General features: G+C 60.6%; 19 protein-coding genes. 3 read left to right on the top strand and 16 right to left on the bottom strand.

What is annotated here, in order from left to right; all coding sequences use genetic code 11:
• Positions 1-12: 12 nt before the first annotated feature.
• From pgaA to GIR22_RS11190, 9 genes are all read right to left on the bottom strand, one after another.
• Positions 13-2,490, bottom strand: coding sequence for a poly-beta-1,6 N-acetyl-D-glucosamine export porin PgaA (gene pgaA, locus GIR22_RS11230; protein ID WP_154743393.1), 2,478 nt, complete (start codon positions 2,488-2,490; stop codon positions 13-15).
• Between the two features lie 407 nt (positions 2,491-2,897).
• Positions 2,898-4,382, bottom strand: coding sequence for a YdgA family protein (locus GIR22_RS11225; RefSeq protein WP_154743392.1), 1,485 nt, complete (start codon positions 4,380-4,382; stop codon positions 2,898-2,900).
• Between the two features lie 124 nt (positions 4,383-4,506).
• On the bottom strand, positions 4,507-5,139 hold the full coding sequence (locus tag GIR22_RS11220) for an NADH:ubiquinone oxidoreductase subunit N (RefSeq protein ID WP_154743391.1): 633 nt from the start codon (positions 5,137-5,139) through the stop codon (positions 4,507-4,509).
• 94 nt (positions 5,140-5,233) lie between these two features.
• Positions 5,234-6,682, bottom strand: coding sequence for an efflux transporter outer membrane subunit (locus GIR22_RS11215; protein WP_154743390.1), 1,449 nt, complete (start codon positions 6,680-6,682; stop codon positions 5,234-5,236).
• Positions 6,679-7,569, bottom strand: a complete 891-nt coding sequence (locus GIR22_RS11210) for an efflux RND transporter periplasmic adaptor subunit (protein ID WP_154743389.1) — start codon at positions 7,567-7,569, stop codon at positions 6,679-6,681. The genes GIR22_RS11215 and GIR22_RS11210 overlap by 4 nt, the downstream gene beginning before the upstream one ends.
• Positions 7,566-7,775 carry a DUF1656 domain-containing protein gene (locus GIR22_RS11205; RefSeq protein WP_154743388.1) on the bottom strand — a complete coding sequence of 70 codons (210 nt, stop codon included), beginning with the start codon at positions 7,773-7,775 and terminating at the stop codon, positions 7,566-7,568. Before GIR22_RS11205 ends, GIR22_RS11210 begins: the two co-directional genes overlap by 4 nt.
• Complete coding sequence (locus tag GIR22_RS11200; RefSeq protein WP_154743387.1) at positions 7,772-9,850, bottom strand: FUSC family protein; 2,079 nt, start codon at positions 9,848-9,850, stop codon at positions 7,772-7,774. The genes GIR22_RS11205 and GIR22_RS11200 overlap by 4 nt, the downstream gene beginning before the upstream one ends.
• Positions 9,847-10,278: a MarR family winged helix-turn-helix transcriptional regulator gene (locus GIR22_RS11195; protein WP_154743480.1), complete on the bottom strand. Its 432-nt coding sequence runs from the start codon at positions 10,276-10,278 to the stop codon at positions 9,847-9,849. Before GIR22_RS11195 ends, GIR22_RS11200 begins: the two co-directional genes overlap by 4 nt.
• A gap of 141 nt (positions 10,279-10,419) precedes the next feature.
• Positions 10,420-10,662 carry a DUF2789 domain-containing protein gene (locus tag GIR22_RS11190; RefSeq protein ID WP_154743479.1) on the bottom strand — a complete coding sequence of 81 codons (243 nt, stop codon included), beginning with the start codon at positions 10,660-10,662 and terminating at the stop codon, positions 10,420-10,422.
• A gap of 178 nt (positions 10,663-10,840) precedes the next feature.
• On the opposite strand from GIR22_RS11190, the gene GIR22_RS11185 reads away from it, so the two are divergent.
• Both GIR22_RS11185 and GIR22_RS11180 read left to right on the top strand, forming a co-directional pair.
• On the top strand, positions 10,841-12,997 hold the full coding sequence (locus GIR22_RS11185; RefSeq protein WP_154743386.1) for a PA5441 family protein: 2,157 nt from the start codon (positions 10,841-10,843) through the stop codon (positions 12,995-12,997).
• A gap of 3 nt (positions 12,998-13,000) precedes the next feature.
• Entirely contained in the window at positions 13,001-13,705 is a 705-nt protein-coding gene (locus GIR22_RS11180) for a DUF3142 domain-containing protein (RefSeq protein ID WP_178122207.1), read from the top strand.
• A 64-nt stretch (positions 13,706-13,769) separates the two neighbouring features.
• Here the strand turns inward: GIR22_RS11180 and GIR22_RS11175 are convergent, their stop codons facing one another.
• From GIR22_RS11175 to GIR22_RS11145, 7 genes are all read right to left on the bottom strand, one after another.
• Positions 13,770-14,618: an ABC transporter permease gene (locus GIR22_RS11175; protein ID WP_154743385.1), complete on the bottom strand. Its 849-nt coding sequence runs from the start codon at positions 14,616-14,618 to the stop codon at positions 13,770-13,772.
• A 12-nt stretch (positions 14,619-14,630) separates the two neighbouring features.
• On the bottom strand, positions 14,631-15,482 hold the full coding sequence (locus GIR22_RS11170) for an ABC transporter ATP-binding protein (RefSeq protein ID WP_154743384.1): 852 nt from the start codon (positions 15,480-15,482) through the stop codon (positions 14,631-14,633).
• Position 15,483: 1 nt separating this feature from the next.
• A complete protein-coding gene (locus tag GIR22_RS11165; protein WP_154743383.1) occupies positions 15,484-16,509 on the bottom strand; it encodes an ABC transporter substrate-binding protein in 1,026 nt (341 codons plus the stop codon).
• Positions 16,510-16,523: 14 nt separating this feature from the next.
• Complete coding sequence (locus GIR22_RS11160) at positions 16,524-17,408, bottom strand: TauD/TfdA dioxygenase family protein (protein ID WP_154743382.1); 885 nt, start codon at positions 17,406-17,408, stop codon at positions 16,524-16,526.
• Positions 17,409-17,639: 231 nt separating this feature from the next.
• Entirely contained in the window at positions 17,640-19,001 is a 1,362-nt protein-coding gene (locus tag GIR22_RS11155; protein WP_178122206.1) for an HlyD family type I secretion periplasmic adaptor subunit, read from the bottom strand.
• Complete coding sequence (locus tag GIR22_RS11150) at positions 18,991-21,147, bottom strand: type I secretion system permease/ATPase (RefSeq protein ID WP_178122205.1); 2,157 nt, start codon at positions 21,145-21,147, stop codon at positions 18,991-18,993. Before GIR22_RS11150 ends, GIR22_RS11155 begins: the two co-directional genes overlap by 11 nt.
• Before the next feature lie 41 nt (positions 21,148-21,188).
• Positions 21,189-22,541, bottom strand: coding sequence for a TolC family outer membrane protein (locus GIR22_RS11145; RefSeq protein WP_154743381.1), 1,353 nt, complete (start codon positions 22,539-22,541; stop codon positions 21,189-21,191).
• 339 nt (positions 22,542-22,880) lie between these two features.
• Here GIR22_RS11145 and GIR22_RS11140 point away from each other — a divergent pair.
• A partial coding sequence (locus GIR22_RS11140; RefSeq protein ID WP_154743380.1) for a retention module-containing protein occupies positions 22,881-25,073 on the top strand: 2,193 nt, incomplete at its 3' end.

Genomic DNA, 25,073 nt, shown 5'->3' with positions numbered 1-25,073 from the left:
GATCGGACTCTTCTAGAAGCGGTAAGTAAGGTCGACGATCAGGCGCAGATCGCTTTCGCGCTCACCGTCATAAGGTCGGCTGATCCAGCTCAGGTTGGCGCCGGTTTCCAGCACGTCATTCCAGCGAAAACGCTGGCCGTAGCCGATCAAGCCGATGCCACCGGTGGAGTAATCCTGCTGGCTGTAGCTGCCCGCGCCGACCTGGAACTGCTGGCTCCACTGAGTCTCGTAGCGGTGATAAAGCACGTGGTTGACGTTCACCGTGGGCAGTACGCTGAAATCCGAACGGGGGTTGAAGTACGGCGTGTCTTCCTTGCTGTTGCGGCTGGTGCCGACTTCCAGGCCGAGGTCGACTTGCACCTTGGGCGAGCTGTAGACACCTTCGCGGCCGGTGAGTAGTGCTTCGATACGGTTGTTGCCGTCGCTGAAATGGGACGGGCTCAGGGCCAGTTTCCATTCGCGACTTTCATTGGCGCGCCAGCGGATAAAACCGCTGCCGCCATTGGCGGTGATGTCGGCGTTCAAGGCGCGCAGCGGAGTGCTGGCCGAGAGGTAGTCGAGGCTGGCGCCGTATTGCCAGTGGTCATTGATATCCCGGGCCAGCGCCAGGCGTGCGCCTTGCTTGTTACCAAAGCCATAGGCGTGGTTGGAGACTTCGGCTTCCAGGGTCATGTCACGGGTACGCCGCTCCACACCCAGGCGCTGCCAGCGATGATGGCCGGTACCTTCCTGGAAGTCGGCGGTAGCGTAGCCGGCACCGCCGAACACGCGCCAATCTTCATCGATGGGCGGGCTGTAGAGCAGGGTTTCGATGCCAAAGTCACGACTGCCAGACACCGCGCCAGCCCCGCTGTTGCCACCACCGTAGCTTTTACCGGTATAGGCTTCGACACGCAGCTCGGCCATGTCATGTACATCCCGCAAACGACTGAGGCGCTGCACCTGGCGGTTGTCCGGGGCACGGGCGACCACGTCATCGGTGAGTACGTCGAGCTGGCGCCACTCCTGCAAATCCAGGGCGGTATAACCCTGTGAGACTTCCAGGGCGATGTCACGTGGCGCCTGGCTTTCGGTCTCCTTGAGGCTGTTTTCGGCGCGGCGCGGCCAGTCCCGGGCACGGTACATGTCGGCCTGGGCCTGGCGCAGGCCGATATTGCCGGGCGCCTGCTGCACCAAGGCTGCCAGGCTTTTTTCACTGGACGGCAGGTCGGCGCCATAGGTACCGGCCTGGGCCGCCAACTGTTGGGCGTCCATCCAGGCATCGTTGGGGTTGCCCACGGGCAGGCCCTTGAGTTCTACCCGTGTGGGTTGAGTGTTTGCCAGGTTGTTGGCGACCTCACGGGCTTCGCTCACCTGATTGTTTTCCAGCAGGGCGTAGAACAGCGCGGTGCTGTCTTCGACGTGATTACTGGCATCGACGTCCTTGGCTGTCAGCGCCTGGCGATACAGCGGCGCGGCCTTTTCCGGCTGACGCTGGTCGAGGTAGGCGGCGGCGACCCAACGTAGTGCATAGGTGGGCATCTGCACACCTTCGCTCTTGAGGGTCTGGTAGTCATAGATCAATTCGGCGGTGCGGGCACGCGCCTTGAGCGCCCCCATGCGGTCGATGCGCCAGCGCACCACATCGTCATGGGCGCTGGCATCCGGGCCCCAAGTGGCGAGCAACTGGTTGTAATTCTTGAGGGCACGATCGGCGATGACGTGGCGCTCTTGTTCGGTACGGGTCGTGAACTCGGCCAGGCGCACGCGCTCGGCGGCGAGGTCGCCTTCCAGGCGGCGCTGGGTGACCGGGTCCAACAGGCCCGGGCGCTGGGCCGCCAGGCGCAAGGCTGGCTCCGGCATGCGCGCCCGTTGCAGGGCAATGACGTACTCGCGGGCAACGTCAGGATTGTTGCCCGCGCGGATGAAGGCCTGGTCAAATTCGAACAGTGCATCAAAGGTCGAGCCGGCGCGTGTCAGGGCGTAACCCAGCGCCATGCGCCGATCCGCGTCGTCCGGCTTGGCGGCTACCAAGGCCTGTAGGCGCTGCACGGCTTCGGCGCCCTGGCCGGCGTCGGCCAGGGTCAGGGCCAGACCCAGTTGCAAGTCGGGGTTACTCGGTTCGCGCACCATTGCCTGGCGATAGACCGCGATCGCCGGATCCCAGCGCTGCTGGTTGCGGTAGGTACGGGCGACAGTGGCCAGCGCAGAAGTGCTCAGGTTGCGGTTGCGCCCTTGAGCCTCATAGACCTTCAGCACCTCTGTGTCTTGATTAGCCCAACTGGCGATCAGCAGATGATCGCTGATTTGCCCTGGCGTCTGGCGCTCGGCGGGTAATTGGCGCAGCAGTTTGAGCGCCGGCGCATAGTTGCCGGTGCGCGCCTGGTGAATCAATACGTCGTAGGCAGGATCGGCCATTGCCAGCGCGGGCAGTAGCAGTTGGCTGCACAACGCGGCGCGAATAAACAGACGCAATCGGCCATCGGTAGCAGGATGTGAGTGGTGCAGCATTTCGTCAGCGTCCCTTACACGGAAAGCTGTAGCGATAGATTCACCTGTCACACACGGCATCAGGGCGCCGGAGTCCGATGACCCGGCCAAGCTTTCCTGGGGCGCAATATCCCTGAGGGGGGTACAAAAAAGGACAATTCCAAACAATTGTTCAGAATTGTCCTACGGAAATAAAGGTTTATAGCGGTGGCAGCAAAATCAGGCTGCGATGGGGGTGGAGAGGTGCGGTCCTACGGACACGCATCGCAGCCTCGTGCCTCGACAGCGGCTACAAGGACCGGCGATTACCGGTCACCTGTAGCCGCTGGCGTAGCCTGCGATCGGCTGCGTAGCAGTCGTTTGGGTTTTGAGATTGCTGAATGTATGACCCGAAATTGGCTCTTGCCCGATGATGGGCAAGACGGTGGCTACAACGCGCCCAGCCTGCCGAGAACACCGCCAATGAACTGCTCGACGGTCATTTTCTGGCCGTTGAAGGTCACTTCATTATTGGCGTAGTGCAGCTTGGACACGATGTCACTGCCCTCCAGGGTTGCCAGTTGGCTGCCGACGGCCATGTTGCTGATCATGTCACTGGCCATCTGGGACTGCTGCTCAATGGCTTTCGGCTCGGTTACGCCAGCGACCTGCGCTTGCAGGCCCGCCACATCGGCGAGCATCGGCTTGGACAGCGTCAGGTTGGCATCCAGCAGCGTGATGATCTGCTTGCCCAGTTCAACCGGCGGCAGCTCCATGCTCGACGGTTTGGTCATGTCCACCACCAGGTTGAAGCGGCTTTCGCCATTGGTGGTCTTGAGGGCCAGGTTTTCCAGGGCCACTTGCGGCTTGGCGGCCAACAGTTGGTCGACGTTGGTCTGGGCCAGCACTTGTTCGGCTTCGTTCAGTTGCAATTGCGGGATGGGTTGGCCGGCAGCGGAAGCCGCCTGTACTGGTTGCATCTTGTCTTGATAGAGCTTGGTCAGTACCAGCATGGCCGGGATATCGATGTTCTTCACACTCACGGCCATGGCTGCCGAACCCACGGGTTTGTCCTGGTAATCGATCTCGGCGATCTTGTAGTCGACGCGACCGGACAAGTTGTTGTCCTTGGTTTCGCTGCTGTCTTTCTGTTCAAAGCCCTTGAGGGTCAGCACCGCTTGCTGCGGGCCAAAGGTCACCTTGGTGTTGGTCAGCTCAATGGTGTTCTTCCCGGTATAAAAGCCGAAGGTGCTCTTGGCCAGGTTGCTGGCCACCGTCAACCCGTTCAGCTCGGCCTGGAACGGCGCGCCGCTGGCATCAACCAGCGCAACGTTGAGGGCATCCATGTAACCGCTGACCTTGACCTTCTGGCCGTCGGCGGAGCTGGAGAAGTCCAGGTTGGCGCCGGAGAAACTCACCGAGGACTTCTCGTCCTTGATTTCCAGGGGTTGCAGTTCGACGTTGCCATCTACCGAACGGCTGTAGCCGATATTGGCCACCCCCTTGATCGGCGACACGTCCTTGGTGGCAGCGAACCATTTTTCGGTGGTGGCGTTTTTCTCAAGCGTGTAGTGACTGGTGGCCATGACCGGCAACCACTTCAGCGACACCAGGCGGGAGAACGGCAGCGGGCCGTGTTCGATATGGTCGACAAACAACAATTCAGAGTCTTTTTGGTCTTCGCCAAACACCGAGCCTTGGGCCTTGAGCCGGTAATGGGCGGTGCTGCTGAACAACTGGCGGTCCAGGGACACCAGTTCGAGGGTCACCGTGCCGTCGACACCGGCCATGGAAGCCTGCAGTTCCTTGTTGGCGTCCTGGATCGCGGTCTGCAGGACCGGCTCCAATTGCTTGCCGGTATACCAGGCGCCACCGGTGCTGATAACCCCGACCGCAACAACAAACCCCAAAAGTACGACTGCTGACTTATTCATGTAGTGACCTGATCAATCCTGTGGATGTGGGCTGTCTTCCCTGAACCCCGGAAGGGTATCGGCACGCGCCCGCCGAAAATCCGGGGAAGGTTAGCATAGGCACCTAACCACAGTGGCAGGCCGCTCAGGAATACTCGGTCTCGAACTCATCCAGTTGATGATCAAAGCTCTTCAGCCGCGCCGTCCATGTGTACACCAACACCTCGAACTCCCGATGAATGACCGCATTGCTCGGCGTATCCGCCCTGGGGTCGCAAAAATCCAGCTGGTAGCGCTCCCGTGCCATGGCCGTGGCGACATCAGACAGTTCCCGCGCATTGTCCAGCCAGTGCCGGCCCTCGGCTACTTGGCTGTCCAGCACCATGCATTGGTGCTTCAAGGCTTCGAGGCTTTTTTCCAGGGGTGTACCGGTAAGTTCGCCCATGACTTCCTGGAAAGTACGCCCGGGTTGCCAGTAACTGCCCCAGAAGTAACGGTCAAAGACCGTCTCGACCCGGCGCAGGGCGACTTTGGTGTCCCAGATGGCCACCCGCGTCTTGCCTTGTTCGAGGAGTTTTCTCTTGGTTCGCTGACTCTGGTAGGAGGCCCAGGCGACCATACCGATGGACAGCACGGCGATCAGCGCGCTGGCGCTATCCAGGAACACCATGGCCTTATCGATTTGATGAGCCAGCATGATGCCGTAGAAGTAAGTCGCCGATAACAACACCAGTGCGAAGAAGACGCACCAGAAAGCGGGAGCATAAGGGTTTTTCATTATTGGAATCCCCATGAACGTCGCGAGCAATGTCAAGCGGACGCTCCACCTGTAAAAAGCACGGGGGCCCACTTGTCAAAGCATAGCAATCACTTCAGGGTTTGCCGGGTTCTGTGCCTTGCGTTCGTCCGCTTTCCCAGCCGCCACCGAGCGCGAGGAACAAATCGATCTGGCTCATGGCGACCTGAGTGTTGGCCATCGCCAATTGCGCCCGCACATCGGTATAGGTACGAGTGGCTTGCAGGTCGGCCAGGAAGGACTCGCGGCCCGCCTGGAAGAACCGGTGAGTCTGGTCGGCAGCCTGTTGCGCCGATTGCTCGGCTTCGGCCAAGGCGTCGCGGCGCTCCAGTTGTGCGGTGTATTGCGCCAGGCCGGTCTGGGTCTCGCGGATAGCGTTGAGCACCACCCCGTCGAAGTGCGCCAGCGCGCCCTGGGTCGCAGCTTCGGCCTCATGGACCCGGGCACGGGAACCGTTGGACGGCACGGTCCAGCTCAGCAACGGGCCGAAGCCCCAGCGGTTGGCGGCCGGTTTGCCGAGGTTCTCCAGCAGGCCGACAGTACCGATGGAGGCGCCGATGCTGATGTCCGGATACAACTCACCCGTAGCAACACCAATGCCAGCCGTGGCCGCCGCGAGGTGACGTTCGGCCTGGCGCACATCGGGACGACGCTTGAGCAGCGCCGCGCCATCACCCACCGGCAGCAATTGCGCAATACGCGGCAACTCGGCGCAATCACGGGTGCCGGCGGGCAATTGGTCGACAGGCCTGGCCAGCAGCATCGACAGGCGGAACAACCCCGCCTGGCGGGAAGCTTCATAACGCGGCAGTTCGGCGCGCAGGGATTTGAATTGGGTTTGCGAGCGGGTGACCTGGGTTTCATCGCCACGGCCGGCGTCCCGCAGGCGCTGGATCAGGCGCGTGCTTTGCGCTTGCAGGTCGAGGGAGTGCCGGGCGATCTCCAACTCTTCGTTGGCCGCGCACACCTGAGTGTAGGAGCGCACCACGTCCGCCACCAGGGTAATGCGTGCGGTATCGACGGCGGCCTGGGTCGCGTCGGCATTGGCCTGGGCGGCCTCGATGCCACGCTGCAAGGTGCCGAACAAGTCGAATTGATACGAGGTGCTGATGCCGACGTCACCGACGTTGGCCACCGGCACTTTATCCGCCAACAGGAAGGCTTCGCCGGACTCCTGCAAACGCTGGGCACCAAGCTTCACGCCGCCACTCCAGCCGCCCGCCGACTGAGCTTCCTGTACCTGGAAACGCGCCCGTTGCAGGTTGGCTGCCGCTACCCGCAGATCGGTGTTGGAGGCCATTGCCTGGTGCACCAGTTCATCCAGGCGCGGGTCCAGGTAGAGCTTCCACCAGTCGGTGGGCACTGGTGCCGAGATGACGTTATTGCCCTCCCCGGCCAACCGACCTTGCAGGTCGGCACGGTTGACGGCGGCCTTGTCCGGCAATTGATAGTCCGGGCCGACCACCTGACAGGCCGATAGCAGCAATCCCAGCCCGGCGGTGGCTAACAGCGCCGCCGGTTTCATGGTGTATCTCCCTGCTTTGGCTGATCATCGATGATTGACACCGTGGCGGTGCGCCCGGCGATCATGCGAAAGTCCTCCGGCACATCGTCAAAGGCGATCCGCACCGGGATCCGCTGGGCCAGCCGCACCCAACTGAACGCCGGGTTGACGTTGGGCAACAGGTTGGAGCCGCTGCTACGGTCGCGGTCTTCGATACCGGCGACGATACTCTGTACATGGCCCCGCAGGCGGGCGTTGTCGCCGATCACGCGGATGTCGACACTCTGGCCGACGTGGATGCCGTTCAGCTTGGTTTCCTCGAAATAGCCGTCGATGTGGAAAGAGTTGCTGTCCACCACCGACAACACCGGGCGACCAGCAGTGACGAACTCCTGCACGCGGGGTGCACGGTCATTGACGTAGCCGTCCACCGGGCTGCGAATCACGGAGCGATCAAGGTTGAGCTGGGCGCTGTCCACCGCCACTTGGGCTTCGGCCAGGGCCGATTGGGCACGCGCCACGCGGGACTGGCTTTCTTCCAGTTGCTCGCTGGCCACCAGGTTGCCCAGGCCACGGTTGCGCTTGGCCTCACGCTGGGCCTGGGCCAGGGTTTCATGGCGGTCGGCCACGGCGGCCTGGGCCTGACGCAGGGCCAGTTTGAAGCGGTCCTGGTCAACCGAGAACAGCACCTGGCCGCGCGCCACCAACTGGTTATCGTGCACGTCCACTTGCTGGATCAACCCGGAAACGTCCGGGGCGATCTGTACGATGTCGGCACGGATGTGGCCGTCGCGGGTCCAGGGCGCAAACATGTAGTACATCACCATGCGCCAGACCATGACGCAGGCGAAGCTCACCACCAATAACGTCAGGACCACGCGGCCGATGGTCAAAAAAGGTTTTTTCATGTCATCAGGTATCGACTGAGTGAATCCACCGCGCCCAGCAACAGAGCGTAGAGACCCACATTGAACAATGCCCGGTGCCAGACCAGGCGATAGAAGTGGATGCGCGTCAATAAGCCGTGCACCCCCAGGTACAACACATACGTAATGCCCATCAGCACCAGCAGCGTGGGCAGGAATACCCCACTGATATCCAGGTCACCGATCATAAAGGCGCTCCATCAGGCAGCGGCGCGTCCATCTCAGCGCTGCTGACAAATTCCACGCCAGGCAATAGCGCCAGGCGCAAGCCACTCAAGGCATGCAGCAGGTGCAAGCGGGTTTCGCCCTCATCTTGCAGGCCCTGGCCGTTGAGGGCGCGGCGGGTGCGGTCCAGGGTCATCAGCAGAGCGCTGGGGGCTGGCAGGCGTTCGCCGGCTTTAAGGCATGCCTTGAAATACTCGCCAACGTCCGCCACTACCTGATTGAGCAGCACCCGAGGTACGCCGAGGACCCGTGGCGTGTGCGCCAGCAAGTCCAGCAGGTTCAGCGCCACCCGCAACTCCCGCAGGGCGATGCCGGTGTCTTGCCCGATCATGGCCAGGCGTGGCAGGTGTTGCATCAGGCGGTCAAGCATCTGTACCCCCATGTGCCGGTGTTCGGCCAGGGTCGCAGGCTCAGTGAGGCTGACAATGTCACGCCAACTGAAACGGGTAAGGCGCTTGGCCGCCAACTCGGCGCCGAACGGCCGGGCGATCAGGGTCCAGACGAAGGCAAACAACAAGCCCATGGGGCCGGCCAGGTTGGAGTTGGCGAAGCTCAGGAAGTCGGCGTCGTAGGCACCCTGGATGCTGATAAAGGACGAGGTGTTGACGATGGTCAGGAGCATGCCCAGGTAGAAGCGCGGCTGTACGGTCAGAGTGCCGACGCAGATAAACGGTACCGCGAAGGCCAGCACCAGCATCGGGAAATCGTGCAGGTTGGGCAGGATCAAAAACAGGTAGAGGCTGGCGAACAGCACCGACATGGCGGTCCAGAAAAAGAACCGGTAAATCTGCGGCGCCGGGTCGTCCATAGAAGCAAAGAAGCTGCAGGCCACCGCCGCCAGGATCACCGCGCTGCCGCCATCAGTCCAGCCCAGCAGGATCCACAGCACCGAGGCGACGATGATCGCACTGACGGTGGAAAACGCCGAGTAGAACATCAGGCCACGGTCGAGAAACGGAGTCAGCCGGCCCAGGCGCCAATGGCGGTAGACCGCGCGCCAGGTGTCCTGGCTTTCGCATTGGATGGCCGTTTGCAGGCTGCGGCAGTCTTGCCACAGGTCGACCCACTCGCCCAGCCGATACAGGGCGTTGGAGAACAGCAGTTGATGGCGATCATCCAGGGCCTGCGCGTCGGGTTGCAGGGCTTCGATCTGCTCGCGCAGGGCGCGCCAGCGTTCGACAGGGGCGTCCTTTTGCGTGCTTTGCAGCCATTCGACAGTGGCGGCCAGTAACGGCGCGAACTTGCCCACCAGCTCCGGGGTACGGCGTTCCAGGGCATACAAGGCATCGTCGAGAGCATCCACCACGGGCAACAGATGGATCATCCGCCCACGCAGTTCTTTGGTGTTACGCACCGTTTGCGGCCGCGCGCCCTCGTGGGGAAGCTGGCCAATCATCAACTCCAAGGTGTTGAAGGTGGCAACCATGGCGCCGCGCAGGGTGCTGACCTCTTCGGGCTGTACGTTGCGGCTCAGAAAGCGCTGGCTGTAGACCTGCGCCTCGGCAAACCACTTGCTCACCGAATCATCAAACACCGGCGCCAGGCGCCTGGGCCAGAACATCGCGCCGACTACCGCCGCTACTGCGATACCGAGGAAAATTTCCTCGGTGCGCGCTTCAGCCACATCCCACACCGCCAAGGGGTTATCCACCACCGGCAGGGCAATCAGCGGCAAGGTGTAGCCGGCGAGCATCAGGGCATAGCTGTTGGCAGTGCGCAGGTGCATCGAGAGGAACAACAAAATACCGGTCCACAGCGCAATCACCACCACCAGCAAATACGGGGTTTGCACAAACATCGGCACAAAAAACACCGCCGCCGCCGCCCCGACAAGCGTGCCAGCGGCGCGGTACAGGGCCTTGGAACTGGTGGGACCGACAAACGGACTGGAGACGATATACACCGTGGCCATCGCCCAATATGGACGCGGCATTTGCATCAGCATGGCGATGTACAGCGCGATCATCGACGCCGCAAATGTTCGAGCGCCGTAGAACCAATCTCGTGCCGGCGGCATGCCGCTAAAAAATCCGTTCAAGGCGCCACGACCGCAGGTTGTTGATGGGCGGCCTCAAAGGCGTGCAACACACGCAGCGCAGTCTCCAGCTCACCGGGCGTGATGCCCGCCAGCACTTCACGGCGCAAGCGCACCAACTGCTCTTCCACTGCCTGCACCAGTTCACGGCCACGGGCTGTGAGGCTCAAGGCCTTGGCGCGGCGGTCATGGATATCTTCGGTGCGGCACACAAAGCCTGCGTTGCACAGTTGGTCCAGCAGGCGCACCAGGGACGGGCTCTCCATCCCCGAGGCCTGGGCCACCTTGACCTGATGCACGCCGTCGCCAAGACGACCAATCATCAACAGTGGCACTGCGCAAGCTTCGGAGATGCCATAGCTCACCAGCGTGGCCTGGCAGATTTTGCGCCAATTACGGGCGCCTACCACCATGCTGCTGCTGACGTTCATCTGGAGTTGTTCGAGGGCTTGGGACACGGGATCATTCGCACAATGTTAGTTTGCTAACTATCAATATGATGGATGGACCCGATTCAGTCAAGTTTTGATACAAATATGTGGATGGGTGGCAGCTTATCCAGATTTACCGGCTCAGGCCCTCCCGCCCCTCAGCATTAAATTCAATTCATCCACCACTTCTGCCCAATCCGCATCATCGAGAATCTGCTCACGCAAAAATGCCTTCTGGCTGTCGCTCCAGAAAAACGCATCCGCCAGCTTCAGGCTCGGTTTAAGCGGCGAATGTGCAGAGATGAATTGCTCTATACCTTGCACATCGTCCGGCAACCCGAGTTGCTTGAACAAGGAAGGCAGGCTATGGACTGGCGATTCCATGACGTATTCCTGATAAAGGGGTTCCTTGGAGTCTAGTCCAAGCGCCGCCCAGGACAGCGGCGTTGACTCATCGCCTTCCCAATCAGACAAATCTGCAATTTGCATAGGACCTTACCGACGTTTTTGTCGGTTCCGCTATGATTGCCACCTTCGACGGATTCAGGATCAAGGACTTTTCATGCGCATCAGTCTTCTGTCACCTCTGGCGCTGGCACTGTTCGCCGGTTTTTCTCTTCAGGCCCAGGCCAGTTCCGACGACTCGTGCTATCCCGACTGGCGGGTATCGCGCAACACCCTGAATGGGTGCAGCAACCTGCCCTTCCTGAGCCCGGGCAACGATAGCCGGGTCAACCTGCGCCTGTTGCTGGCCGACAAAAAAACCACGCCGCTGGTACCCAATGCCTTGAATGAAGAGGATCTGTCCCAGGGGTTCGGGCAGGTGCCATTCCCGGTGTACCGCCTTACACCGACTCCTGGCCCTGAAGCGGATAACGACGGGGCTGCCAATGAACTGGACCAACTGCTGGGCTCACTGGGTATCCCACGCGACAGCCGCAAGTCAGCAGGCGATGCGTTCCTTTCCGGCGAAGGCAGCCGCTGCCGCAGTAACAACGACGACAGCGCCACTGCGTTTATCGGCCAAGTGTTGAAGGCGGACATGCCTGGCGCCGAACAGCAACTGCTGGCCAAGCAACGCCTGCAGATGCTCACAACCTGTACTTGGGACAGCATGGCGGCCGGCGACGCCGAACAGTTGAAATCAACTGACGGCAAGGCGCTGCTGGCCTACCTGCAAGCCGCCGGCGATTTTTACAGCGGGCGTTTTGCCGACGCACAAAAAGGTTTTGCAACACTGACTGACAGTAGCCTGCCCTGGCTCAAGGAAACAGCGCTATACATGAGCGCCCGCACCGCCCTGAACAGCGCCCAGCAAAACGCTTTCGACGAATATGGCACCCCTTCTCTGGAGCATGTGGATAAGTCAGCCCTGCAATGGGCCGAAACGGGCTTCAAGAGCTACTTGAGCACTTATCCACAGGGCGAATACGCCGCCTCGGCCCATGGCTTGCTGCGCCGGGTGCATTGGCTCGCCCCCGACCCGGACGCACTGGCCAACGACTTCACCTGGCAGTTGACCCAGGCCAGCGACGCCCAGCGCAATGTGTCCCTGGATGAATTGGTGGAAGAAGTCGACACCAAGCTATTGATGAGCCCCCACAAGGCAGTCAACAACCCGCTGATCCTGGCCCTCAACGACCTGATGTGGATGCGTGCCGGCAACCCACCCATGCTGACCCGCGAAGCCCTTGATGCGCAAAAACCGATATTTGCCCAGGAACCTGCGCTGTACGAATACGTGCAGGCAGCATTCGACCTATACGTGGAGCATCAACCTGACAGCGCCTTGAAGTGGCTGCCGTCCGATATGCCGCCGACCCTCGATTACTTCGCCTTCAGCCAGCAAACCCTGCGTGGCCTGGCCCTGGAAGCCAAGGGCGACTGGAAAGCAGCCCAAGCCCTGTGGCTACAACTGCTGCCGCTGGCCAAACAACCGCTGCAACGCGACCAGTTGGAACTGGCCCTGGCGATGAATTACGAGCGCAGCGGCCAGTTGGCCAAGGTATTCGCCGCCGATTCGCCGATCAGCGCCAAACAGGTGCGCTACATCCTGCTGCGCAACATCGCCGGCCCCGAGTTATTGCGTCAGCAAATCTCCCAGGCCAGCGACCCGGTTGAGCGCCAGACCGCGCAATTTGTGCTGCTGTATAAGGACCTATTGCACAGCCAGTTCAGCACTTTCGCCGAAGACCTCAAACAATTGCCCACCCCGGCCCCCGAGGACAAAATCGGTACCAGCCTGGGTTACGTCTACGCCGCTGGAAGATCCCTGCAATTGTTCCAATGGAGCGGTGAGAAAAGCGAATCCGGCTACGCCTGCCCGAGCATCGCGCAAACCGCCAGCACCTTGCAGATCGACCCGAAAAACCCCCAAGGCCTGAACTGCTTCGGTGAATTCATCCTGCGCAATGGCCTGGACGGCATGCCCCTGGAACAGGCACGTGCCGCTGGCAGCCTGGGCAGCACCGCATCGGCCTTCAAAGGCGAAACATTCTCGCGACTCGACGGCTACACACAGGTCATCGACAACGCCAAGGCGCCCCATGACGACAAGGCCTACGCGCTGTTTCGCGCCATCAACTGCTACGCGCCGTCCGGCTACAACAGTTGTGGCGGTGAAGACGTCGACAAGGCTGTGCGCAAAAGCTGGTTTCGCCAGCTGAAAACCGGGTTTGCCGATACCCGGTGGGGCAAGTCGCTGCAGTATTACTGGTAAGCCGTGAAAGGCTTCTGGCTGGCCCTGCTCCTGCTAACAAACCCGGCCTTCGGCGCCGTGGAGGCTGGCGACTATGATGCCTTTTGGCTGTGGAGCGGCGTTGCTCCCCAGCCTGTGCTCAAGCAGGCCAAAACCCTGTACATCCTGCAAGGGCAGATCAACTCCACCCGCCGCGCGCCCCAACGTGGCGTGCAGTTCATTGCCCAGGGCATGAGCGTGCCGCGCCTGACCCAGGGCGAGGTATGGATCGTCTACCGCGCCCACACGCTGCACTGGCCAGAGTCGATCTACACGCAACTGATGGGGCAAGTGCAACGTTGGCGGGATGCGGGCAACCCGGTGGTCGGCATCCAGATCGACTTCGACGCCCGCACCCAATACCTGCACGAGTATGTCGATTTCCTGCGCGACCTGCGCCGGCGCCTGCCCCAGGACCTGCGCCTGAGCATCACCGGCCTGATGGACTGGAGCAGCAACGCCGACCCTGCCGCCATCGCCCAACTCAACGGGGTGATTGATGAAGTGGTGGTGCAGACCTATCAGGGACGCCACAGCATTCCCGACTATGCAGCGTATTTGCCGCGGATGAATCGGTTGGGGGTGCCGTTCAAGATAGGGCTGATTCAGGGTGGCGCGTGGGAGGAACCAGGGTATTTGAAGGGCAGCGAGTGGTTTCGGGGCTATGTGGTGTTTTTGCAAAACCCTTGAATGCTGAAGGATTGCGGTGTATCGGGACTCCCACAGGGAGCGTGGGAACGATCTGAGCGCAATCTTAGCGCTGCATGCCCCAACGCTTGACTGTAAGCCGCTCGAAGGTGTCGAACACCAGGTTTTCCACCAGCAACCCGATCAGGATCACCACTGCCAAGCCGGCGAAGACTTTGTCGGTGTACAGCTCGTTGCGGTTCTGGAAAATGTACCAGCCCAACCCGCCCTTGCCGCTGGTTGCGCCAAAGACCAACTCGGCGGCAATCAGGGTACGCCAGGCAAACGCCCAGCCGATTTTCAGCCCCGCGAGGATCGACGGCAGCGCCGCCGGGATCAGGATAAACAACACAAAACGCATGCCCTTGAGGCCATAGTTGCGCCCGGCCATACGCAGGGTTTCCGAGACACCGAGGAAGCCCGAATACGTATTGAGAGCCAAGGCCCACAGCACTGAATGCACCAGCACGAAAATCAGGCTGTTCTGCCCCAGGCCAAACCACAGCAGCGCCAAGGGCAGCAAGGCAATGGCCGGCAGCGGATTGAACATTGAGGTCAAGGTGCTCAACAGGTCGCGCCCCAGCTGGGTCGACACGGCCAAGGTGGTCAGGGCAAACGCCAGCACGATGCCGATCAAATAGCCCTTGACCAGCACCACCAGCGAGATGCTGACCTTACTCAATAGCTCGCCACTGGCGATGCCGTCGTAGAACGCGTGAAAGGTCTGCAAGAAACTCGGCAACAGCAGGTCGTTGTCCTGATACCGCGCCGCGGCTTCCCACAGGATGGCCAGCACGATCAGGATCAAGCCCTTGCGCAGCCAGCCTTGTTGCCACAGGCGCTGACGCAAGGGCAGCTCGCGCTCCACGCGAATACCGGGCAACGGTTCGAGGGTGATTTCATATTCCTGGCGCATGGGGACAATCCTTCAATAAGCGATGCGGATATCGGCGAAACCCAGCTCGGTTTCGGCTTCGGGCGCCTCATCAAACAGCAGACGATGAATACGTCGTGCCGAGGCCTGGAACTCCACGCCGCCGAGGCTGTGCAGGTCGTATTGATGGCTGTGGATTTGTGCCCGTACCCGTCCCGGATGAGGCGACAGCAATAGGATGCGATTGCCCACCACCAGCGCTTCTTCGATGGAATGGGTGACAAACAACAGGGTGAAGCGCACCTCTTCCCAGAGCAGCAGCAATTCTTCCTGCATCTTGCGCCGGGTCAGGGCGTCAAGCGCGGCAAAGGGTTCGTCCATCAGCAGGATTTTCGGCTGCATGGCCAAGGCCCGGGCAATCGCCACCCGCGCCTTCATGCCTCCGGACAACGTGTGCGGGTAAGCGTCGGCAAACGCTGTCAGGCCGACTTTTTCCAGGTAGTGCAGCGCCCGTTCCTCGGCCTCGCGACGTTTGAGGGTCCTGGAGGCCAACAGAGGAAACATGACGTTCTGCTTGACGGTTTTCCACGGCGGCAACTGGTCGAACTCCTGGAACACCACGATGCGATCCGGCCCCGGCTGCTCGACCTTTTGCCCCAGTAGACGGATCTCGCCTTCGCAAGGTTTGATAAAACCGGCCACCGCCTTGAGCAGCGTGGATTTACCACAGCCCGACGGCCCCAGCAGCACAAAACGGTCGGCGGGATCGATCTCGAAACTCACCTGGTGAGTGGCACGCACCACCCGCTCAGGGGTGCGGTATTCAAGGCTGATATGGTCCACCGACAGCAGTGCGTCGGTGGTGCTCTGGTTGCTGGCCGCGTGGCCTTGCAAAGGCGCGTTCATCTCAGCTTCCTTGTAGCGGTTTGGCATCCTGGAAGAAGTAATCCTTCCACGATTCGGGTTTGTGCTTGATCGCGCCAACGCGGTAGAGGAACTCTGCCAATGGGTAGGTATTTTTCGGCGTAATGCTGAATTCGAATTGCGGGTTATCGATGATTTTCAGCAATTGGGCTCGGTCGATCTTGGCTTTGGTCACACGAATGTAGGTATCGGCAGCGGCGCCTTTGTCGTTCTGGGCGAACTGCGCGGCTTCGGTCAGCGCCTCGATGAATGCCTTGTAGGTTTTCGGGTTGTCGTTGCGGAATTTTTCGGTGGCAAACAGCACGGTCGGCGAGTTCGGGCCCAGGACATCGTAGGAATTGAGAACCACATGCACGTCAGGGTTGGTCAGGGCCTGTTCCTGGAACGGTGGGTTGGAGAAGTGCCCGGTCAGTTCGGTGCCGCCGGCAATCAGTGCGGCGGTGGCATCCGGGTGCGGGACAGCGACGGTGTACTTGTCCAGGCGATTGAATTCCTTGTCGCCCCACTGCTTGGCGGCCGCGTATTGCAGGACCCGTGACTGCACGGAAACGCCGACGGCCGGCACGGCAATCCGGTCTTTCTCGGTGAAATCGGCAATGGTCCTGACCTCAGGGTTGTTGCTCACCAGGTAGTAGGGGAAGTTGCCCAGGGATGCCACGGCCTTGACGTTCTGCTTGCCGTGGGTGCGGTCCCAGATGGTCAGTAGCGGGCCGACGCCCGCCCCGGCGATGTCGATGGAACCGGAGAGCAATGCATCGTTGACCGCCGCGCCGCCGGACAATTGGGTCCAGTCGACCTTGATGTCGATACCCTCTTGCTTGCCATACTTTTCGATCAGGTTCTGGTCGCGCACCACATTGAGCAGCAGGTAGACGATGCCGAACTGCTCGGCAATGCGGATCTCGCCTTCAGCCTGCGCGGCCGCCGGTGCGATCAGGCTGCCGGCCAACAGACTGGCCCCCAGGCCGAGGGTTGCGGCGAGACGCGCGAAGGAAATTTTCTTGGACATAGTCATGCTCCGATTCAGAAAGGCGCGTCACCCTGGATGGTGGTGCGAAACAGCTTGCGGCGCAGGTGGCTGGGGCAACCGGCGGCCAGGTGAATCAGCGAGCGGTTGTCCCAGAACACCAGATCGTGGGGCTGCCATTGATGCCGATAGATGTTTTCCGGCAGCACGCTGTGGGCGTAGAGCTGCGCCAGCAGATCACGGCTTTCGTCCTCCGGCAGGCCGACGATGCGCGTGGTGAAGCCTTCGCTGACGAACAAGGCCTTGCGACCGTTCTCCGGGTGGGTGCGCACGATCGGGTGCACCACTTCAGCCACTTGAGCCAGTTGATCGGGGGTCAGGGTCGGGCGCCAGTTGCCTTCGAATTTGGTCTCGCTGTAGCGCGCGGTGTAAGAGTGGGCGGCGTTGCGGCCCTCGACAGCCTTACCCAGGTGCCTGGGTAACTGGTCCCAGGCTTTGTGCAGGTCGGCAAACAACGTGTCACCGCCTTCGGACGGCAGCTCCTGGGCGTGGAGCATGGAGCCCAGGCTTGGCAGTTCTTTATAGGACAGGTCCGAATGCCAGAACTTGCCGGCGTCTCCCAGGCCGATGGATTGGCCGTTCTCGATAATGTTCGAGACGATGAGGATTTCCGGGTGGTTGGCCAGCAGGAACTGTTTGAGCACATGGATCTGCAGCACACCGAAGCGGCGGCTGAAGGCGATCTGTTGCTCGGGGATGATGCGTTGGTCACGAAACACCACAACGTGGTGGTCCAGGTGCGCGCGGTGGATGCGGGCAAAGTCCTGGTCGTTGACCGGTCGGGACAGGTCCAGCCCGATGATCTCGGCCCCTACTCTGCCGGGAAATGGACAGATGTCGAAGGTTTGGGCAGCGTGGAAAGCGGCTGTGGTGGTGGACATGGAATCACTCCCTGGCAGTCAGGAGAGTGACTTTATAGTCATAAGAATTATAATTTAAATACCGTTAGAGAATAACGATATGGTCGTTTGCGGCAGGCTTGCATGTTGATCGTGCCAACGTTCTGCATGGGGGTGCGTGCTGTGACGCTCCGCGTCAGGGCGTTGAGAGCGGACGCGGAGCGTCCAGGGCGGCATTCCCACGCAGAGCGTGGGCAACGATCAGGGCAGGAATTAGCGCTCGTGCAACGCCTCGGCCCGGGCCTTGATGATCGGCTTGAGCAGGTAGCTGAGGATGCTTTTCTTGCCGGTGATGATGTCCACCGAAGCCACCATGCCCGGGATGATCAACAACGGTTTCTCGTCCGTGCCCAAATGGCTGCGGTCGGTACGCAAGGTGATCATATAGTAGGTGGTTTTCTTGTCTTCATCAGTGATGGTATCGGCACCGATACGCTCCAGCTTGGCTTTCAGGCCGCCGTAGATGGTGTAGTCATAGGCGGTGAATTTGACGACTGCTTCCTGCCCTGGGTGCAGGAAGGCAATGTCTTGCGGACGGATCTTGGCCTCCACCAGCAAGGTGTCGTCCAGCGGCACGATTTCCACCATGTCGCTGCCCGGCTGGATCACGCCACCGATGGTGTTGACCAGTAATTGCTTGACGATCCCGCGCACCGGCGAGGTAACCAGGGTACGGCTCACCCGGTCTTCCAGGGCCTTGCCGGTGGCTTGGGCTTTATTCAGGTCGGTGCGGGTTTCGTTGAGTTGCGTCAGGGCTTCACTGCGGTACTTGCCGCGCGTCTCGTCGATCTTGCGCTGCACTTCCTTGATTGCCGAGTTGGCCCGGGGAATGGCCAGGGTAGTGGCATCCAGTTGCCCACGGGTTTCCATTTCCGCGCGTTTGAGGCGCAACACTTCCACCGGCGACACCGCCCCCTGGGCGACCAGAGGTTCGGACATGTTGATTTCCTGGCGCTGCAACGACAGTTGGTTGCGGTACTGGCTTTGCTTGGAGGAGTACTCGCGCAGTTCTTGCTGGCGTTGTGTCAACTGTTCCTGGAGGCCGCCAATTTCATCCTTGAACTGCTGGCGTCGACTTTCGTACAACGACTGCTCACTGACGGCCATGCTCGGCGCGGCGGTACGCACCTCTTGCGAGATATTCAATGGCCGGTCTTCAACCTGCGCACTCAAACGCTCGATGCGCAACAACAGGGACAAGCGCTGGGCCTCGGTTTCCCCGGCATTGGAGACGAAGCGGGTGTCATCGAGGCGAATCAACGGCGCACCGGCATCGACGACCTGTCCTTCCTTGACGTACAGCTCGGCGACGATGCCGCCTTCCAGGTTCTGGATTTTCTGCAGTTTGGAGGAAGGAATGGCCTTGCCATCACCCCGGGTCACTTCATCGATCTTGGCAAAGTTGGCCCACACCAGCATGCACAGGAAAAAGCCGATAATGCCCCAGATAGTCAAACGCACCACGCGCGGTGCATCTTCGATCAGGGCCTTCTTGACCTCGGGCAGCGGCTGGCCGTCCAGCGAGTCGGAGCCGATGAAGTAGCGGCGGACCGCGTCCTTGAATTTACGCAACACTGATCTGCCCCTTCTTCAACGCTTCCATGACCACGGCTTTCGGGCCATCGGCGAGGATTTGCCCACGGTCGATCACCAACAAGCGGTCCACCAGGGACAGCAGCGAGGCCCGGTGCGTCACCAACACCACCGTCTTGTTTTCCACCACGGCTTGCAGGCGTTGCTTCAGACGTTCTTCACCGGTGTTGTCCATGGCGCTGGTGGGTTCATCCAACAGCAGGATGGGAGGGTTGAGCAACAGCGCACGAGCCAGGGCGACGTTTTGCCGCTGGCCGCCAGAGAGGTTCTGGCCACGCTCACCCACTTGCAGCTCATAGCCTTGCGGGTGCAGGCGGGCAAACTCATGGACACCGGCCAGTTCGGCGGCTTGCAGCACCAATTCGTCCTCGACATAACGGGCGCCGGACACCAGATTGTCGCGCAGGGTACCGGCCAGCAATTGGATGTCTTGCGGCACGTAGCCGATGTTGTGGCGCAGTTCGCTGACGTCGATCTGGCGGATGTCCACACCATCCACCAGCAAGGCGCCGGAGTCGGGCTGGTAGAGGCCGACGATCAGCTTGGCCAGGGAGCTTTTACCCGAGCCGCTGCGGCCGATGATGCCGATTTTCTCCCCGGGTTTGATCACCAGGCTGATGTTCTTGAGCGCCATGTTTTGCTGGTTGGGATAGGTGAAGTTCAGGCCCCGGCACTCGATGGCGCCTTGCAGGGTGCGGCGGCTCAAGGGGCGTTCTTCGAAGTTACGCTCTTGGGGCAACTCCATCATCTGGTCGGTGGAAACCATGGTGACCTTGGCTTGCTGATAGCGGGTCATCAGGCCCGACAGCGAAGCCAGGGGGCTGAGGGCACGGCCACTGAGCATGTAGCAGGCGATCAGGCCGCCCATGCTGAGGTTGCCGTCGATGATCTGGTAGACCCCGAAGACGATCATGATCACACCGGCCAATTGCTGGATCAGCAGGGTGATATTCATCGACAGGCCAGAGAGCATTTTCACCCGCAACTCGAGGCGACTGAGGGTGCCAATGGTTTGCTCCCACTGGTACTGGCGCTCGCTTTCGGCATTGTTGACCTTGACCGCATCCAGTCCGGCCAGGGTTTCAATCAGGCTCGACTGGCGCTCGGAGGCCAGGGCCATGGTTCGCTCCATGGTCGCCACCAGCGGCTTTTGCAGCAAGTAGCCGATGCCCAGGGCAATCGGGAAGGCCAGCATGGGGATCCACACCAGGTGCCCGCCGAGCAAGGCGATGACCAGGAAAATCAGCAGGGTAAACGGCAAGTCGATCAGGCTGGTGAGGGTCAGGGACGCCAGGAAGTCTCGCAGGCCCTGAAACTCGTGGATGTTTTGGGCAAAGCTGCCGACCCGCGCCGGACGGTATTTCATCGACATGCCGACAATACGCTCGAACAGCGTGGCCGAGATGATCAGGTCGGTTTTCTTACCGGCCAGGTCCAGGCACAGGCTGCGCAGGCTCTTGAGGATCAGATCGAAGATATAGGCGATGATAATGCCGGTGGCCAGCACCCACAGGGTCGCGGTGGCCTGATTTGGTACCACGCGGTCATAGACATTCATCACGAACAAGGGCGCGGCCATGGCGATGATGTTGATCAGGAAACTGGCGGCGATGGCGTCGGCATAGAGCCAGCGCGACCGTTTGAGAGTGTCGCGAAACCAGGAGCGGGCCCGGGGAATCAGGGTGCCGTGGCTGACGTCGAACTTGTGCTGGGGCTGGGCAAAGAACACTTTGCCGATGTAGTCATCGGCCAATGCTTCGCGCTTGACGATAGTCTCGCCGCCGTCGCTTTCGCTGAGCAGCACCTGGGCTTCGTCTTCACCCTGCCAACCGAGCAGCACGGCACTGCGGCCGTCCTTGAGCAACAACAACGCCGGCATGGCGATAGCGGGGATCGAATCAAGCTTGCGTTGCAGCAAGCGCCCCTGCAACCCGGCGCGGGCAGCGGCACGGGCCAGCAAGTCGGCGCTCAGGCGCTGGGACGGCAACGGCAGGCCGGTGGTCAGCATTGCCGCACTGGCGGGCTTCTGGTGCAGGGCACAGAGTGCCAACAACCCGTCAAGTAACGGGTCGTCGTGCAGCGTGCGCGGATCATGACTGAGATTAACTCGACTGACTTCGGATTCCACGCGGGCACTCTCGACTAACAGGTGGGATTATAAGCAATAGCTCAATTCATTCCGGGCAGTTGGACTTGAGGCTTCACATCGTTCTGTACGACGGAGGCCATTGGCGCGACCACTCCCTGGCTCTTAAGCAACTCGCCCATGGTTGCCTTGATGCGATATTGAGTAAATAACTGAATATTCTTGATTTCTTCCAGACGGCGGGAGGCCGTGAACATTTCGTTCTCGCTGTCGAGCAAATCCAGCAGGGTCCGTTCGCCCAGGCTGAATTGCTTCTGATAGGCGGTGCGCACACTAGTGCTGTGATCAACGTATTGCTGGGCGATTGGCACCTGAGCGTTGGCGTTGTTCAAGGCGTTCCAGGCCAGGCCAAGTTCTTCGTTCAACTGGCGCAGGGCGTTGTTGCGAATGTCCAGGGCCTGGTTGGACTGGTAGGACTTGGATTGCAGGTCAGCCTTGTTGCTGCCACCGGCAAACAGGTTGAAACGCATGCGCACCATGGCTTCCCAACCATTGCTGTGGGAGGGCTCACCGCCGACGTTGTTGTCGGCGTTGGTGCCCAGTTCGGCATCAAAGCGTGGGTAGAACGAGGATTTAGCCGCTTCGTACTGCTTTTCGGCAGCGACGATATCGGACTCGGCCGAGCGCAGGATCGGGCTGTTGTCGAGCATCTGGCGGCGCGCTTCGTTCAGGTCGGCAGGCAGCATGGCCATGAAGCTGGGCGGACGCTCCAGTTGATCGGGCATCTGGCCAACGGCACTGAGGTAGTTGGTCTGGGCATCGGCCAGGTTAGTCTGCTCAGTGATCAGGTTGTTACGGGCCTGCGCCAGGCGCGCCTCGGCCTGGTCGAGGTCGGCGCCACTGCCCACACCACGCTGGGTGCGCAACTTGATCTGGTCGTAGATGCGTTCGTGATTGCGCAGGTTATCTTCGGCCAATCGCACAAACTCACGACGGGTCAGTACTTCCAGGTACACCTGGGCGACGGTCAATGCGGTGCGCTCGGAAGTACCGAGTAACGAGTAGGCGCGTGAGTTGACGGTGGCTTGTTGACGCCCGACTTCGCTGGAAGTGGCAAAACCGTCAAAAATCATTTGTTGCAGACGCAGGCTCGACTCGCCGCGGTTCAGGGTGTCCCAGTGATTGGAACCACCAAGGGCGCGGGTGGTGGAATTATCGACGCCTGCGCGGCCATAACCGGCCAATGCATCCACACGAGGCAGGTAGCCGCCCTGAGCTGCCCTTAACTGGTAGTCAGCGGACAGACGGCTATTCACGCCAGCTTGAATTTCCGGATGCACGTCCAGCGCTTGCTGCATGGCCTGGGGCAATGTTTGAGCGTGTACAAAACTGGCGGCGAAAACCAACGGTATTGCCTTGAACAGGTGCAAATGCATTTAAGAATTCCCCAGGACATCTTGTCTCAAGTCACCGCGGACCGTGCCGCAATGTCGGAAAAAGGCAACCGTATTAACCGTACGTCGGAAAGTTCAAAAAGCGGAACTGGTTCACACAAGTAGGACGGTTCGCCGCTGAAATATCAATGTGACATTAGTGGGGCGATTGTTTAGGATGGCGCCCGAAAGGTCAATAGTTTGGCACAAAGTAAACTCACTCAAAAAATAGCCAAATTATTGACCAATCCATGCGTCAATATTTCAACTCCCTCTGCCTGATAGCAAATTGATCATCAGGCCTATGGAAGTTACCCGAACGGATCGCCGGAGAAATCTTCAATGAGCAGTGTTGTTGCCACCGTCAAAAGCATTGTTGGCCAGGTTTTTGTCATTTCTCCGCAAGGAGCCCGGCGTGTACTCGTTGAAGGTGACCGACTGTTCGTGGGCGATCAGATAGACACAGGGTTGTCGGGCGCTGTCAGCCTGGAGTTGGCCGACGGCCGTACCCTGGACCTGGGCCGCGACACCCAATGGAGCGCCGACGCGCCGGATTCCAGCATCGACCTGGCTGCCGCCACCGCACACACCGCGCCCTCGGTTGCCGAGCTGCAGCAAGCCATTGCGGCCGGCGCTGACCCGACGACCGACCTGGAAGCCACGGCTGCCGGCACAGCCGCTGCGGGTACGGGTGCCGCGGGTGGTGGCCACAGCTTCGTGATGCTGGATGCGACCGCAGGCCATGTCGCACCAGTCATTGGTTTTCCAACCGCCGGCCCGGGCTCAACCTCTTCGACCCTGACCCAAAATGCCGGCGGGCAAACAAACACCAATAATGGCCTGACGCAGCAGGCGTCGACCCTGACCCTGAGCGCGACCCCGACCATCACCGAAGCGGGCGGCGTACTGACCTATACCGCCACCGTCACTCAGGCATCCAACTCCGACCTGAACGTCACCTTGTCCAACGGTTCGGTGATCACCATCCCGGCCGGCCAGTTGACCGGCTCCGTCAATGTGCCCCTGGCCCCCAACGACAGCCCGTACATCGACCCAAGCCAGATCAGCGTCACCGTCACCGACACCACCGGCGGTACCAACCTGGTACTGACCGTCGACCCGACGCCGGCCGTGACCCAGATCACCGACACCCTCGACACCACCACCGTGACTCTGACGGCCGCGGAGACGGTGACCGAAGGTGGCCAGATCACGTACACCGCAACCTTGACCAACCCGGCGCAGACGCCAGTCACCGTCACTTTGAGCAATGGCTCGGTAATTACCATTGAGGCGGGCAAATCCACCGGCACCGTGGTGGTCAACACTTCACCGAACGACGTCTATGTCAACGGCAGCACAGTTACCACGACCATCACCGGGGCGACCGGCGGCAACTTCGAGAACCTGGTACCCAGCACCACCCCAGCCGTCACCACCGTCACCGACTCGGTCGACACCACCACCGTGACGCTGACCGCACCGAACAATGTCAGCGAAGGTGGCCAGATTACCTACACCGCCACGCTCTCTAACAAGGCGGACACTGACGTTACGTTGAAGCTGGATAACGGCTCGATCATCACCATCAAGGCCGGTGAAACCGTTGGTTCCGTGACCGTTGCAGCTCCTGGCGATGACGTGTTCATCGATAAGAGCACCCAGGCCGTCAAGATCACTGACACCACTGGCGGTAACTTCGAGAACCTCGTTGTGGCCGGCAATGGCGCAACCACCACCATCAACGACACCATCGATAAAGTGGAAGTGGTGCTGACCGCTACCACCACCGTCGGCGAAGGCGGCAATATCGTTTACACCGCCAGCCTTGTGGATAAAAACGGTGCACCGGTGACTAACATCACCAACCCGTTGACGGTCACTTTGGACAATGGCCAGACCATCACCATCGGTGTAAACCAATCCAGCGGTACCGTCACCGCCGTGGCACCGAACGATGTATATGAAGGTACTCAGACCGTCACCACCGCCATCACCAACGTGACCGGTGGCACGCACTTCGAAAACCTGCTGCCAGGTACCACGCCGGTCACTACCACTGTGACCGACACCCCAGGCACCACCGACACCACCACCGTGACCCTGACGGCGCCAAGCGAAGCCAACGAAGGCGGCACCATCACCTACACCGCGACCCTGAGCAACAAGGCCAGCAGTGACCTGACCCTGACCCTGAGCAATGGTGACGTCATCACCATCGCCAAAGGCGAAACGAGGGGCCAAGTGATTTCCAAGGCGCCAGGCGACGATGTGTTCAAAGACGCAGGCCCGATCAATGTCACGATCAATCCGAGCGTCGTAGGGGGTGGTTTCGAGAAACTCGATATCGCACCGGGCGGGGCGACTACGCAGATCAATGACACCATCGATAAAGTGGATGTAGTCCTGACCGCCACCAGCACTGTCGACGAGGGCGGACAGATTGTTTATACCGCCAGCCTTGTGGATAAAAACGGCGCGCCGGTGACCAACATCACCAGCCCGTTGACCGTCACGTTGGATAACGGCCAGACC

The sequence above is a fragment of the Pseudomonas karstica genome (genome assembly GCF_009707515.1).
GTDB lineage: Bacteria > Pseudomonadota > Gammaproteobacteria > Pseudomonadales > Pseudomonadaceae > Aquipseudomonas > Aquipseudomonas karstica.
The sequence above is the reverse complement of the archived record's forward strand: the minus strand, read 5'-3'. Positions and strand labels throughout refer to the sequence as shown.

Excerpts from the sequence above, each read along its gene's own strand:
- pgaA (WP_154743393.1), bottom strand. The coding sequence starts at position 2,490 with ATGCTGCACCACTCACATCCTGCTACCGATGGCCGATTGCGTCTGTTT.
- GIR22_RS11225 (WP_154743392.1), bottom strand. The coding sequence starts at position 4,382 with ATGAATAAGTCAGCAGTCGTACTTTTGGGGTTTGTTGTTGCGGTCGGG.
- GIR22_RS11220 (WP_154743391.1), bottom strand. The coding sequence starts at position 5,139 with ATGAAAAACCCTTATGCTCCCGCTTTCTGGTGCGTCTTCTTCGCACTG.
- GIR22_RS11215 (WP_154743390.1), bottom strand. The coding sequence starts at position 6,682 with ATGAAACCGGCGGCGCTGTTAGCCACCGCCGGGCTGGGATTGCTGCTA.
- GIR22_RS11210 (WP_154743389.1), bottom strand. The coding sequence starts at position 7,569 with ATGAAAAAACCTTTTTTGACCATCGGCCGCGTGGTCCTGACGTTATTG.
- GIR22_RS11205 (WP_154743388.1), bottom strand. The coding sequence starts at position 7,775 with ATGATCGGTGACCTGGATATCAGTGGGGTATTCCTGCCCACGCTGCTG.
- GIR22_RS11195 (WP_154743480.1), bottom strand. The coding sequence starts at position 10,278 with ATGAACGTCAGCAGCAGCATGGTGGTAGGCGCCCGTAATTGGCGCAAA.
- GIR22_RS11190 (WP_154743479.1), bottom strand. The coding sequence starts at position 10,662 with ATGGAATCGCCAGTCCATAGCCTGCCTTCCTTGTTCAAGCAACTCGGG.
- GIR22_RS11185 (WP_154743386.1), top strand. The coding sequence starts at position 10,841 with ATGCGCATCAGTCTTCTGTCACCTCTGGCGCTGGCACTGTTCGCCGGT.
- GIR22_RS11175 (WP_154743385.1), bottom strand. The coding sequence starts at position 14,618 with ATGCGCCAGGAATATGAAATCACCCTCGAACCGTTGCCCGGTATTCGC.
- GIR22_RS11170 (WP_154743384.1), bottom strand. The coding sequence starts at position 15,482 with ATGAACGCGCCTTTGCAAGGCCACGCGGCCAGCAACCAGAGCACCACC.
- GIR22_RS11165 (WP_154743383.1), bottom strand. The coding sequence starts at position 16,509 with ATGTCCAAGAAAATTTCCTTCGCGCGTCTCGCCGCAACCCTCGGCCTG.
- GIR22_RS11160 (WP_154743382.1), bottom strand. The coding sequence starts at position 17,408 with ATGTCCACCACCACAGCCGCTTTCCACGCTGCCCAAACCTTCGACATC.
- GIR22_RS11145 (WP_154743381.1), bottom strand. The coding sequence starts at position 22,541 with ATGCATTTGCACCTGTTCAAGGCAATACCGTTGGTTTTCGCCGCCAGT.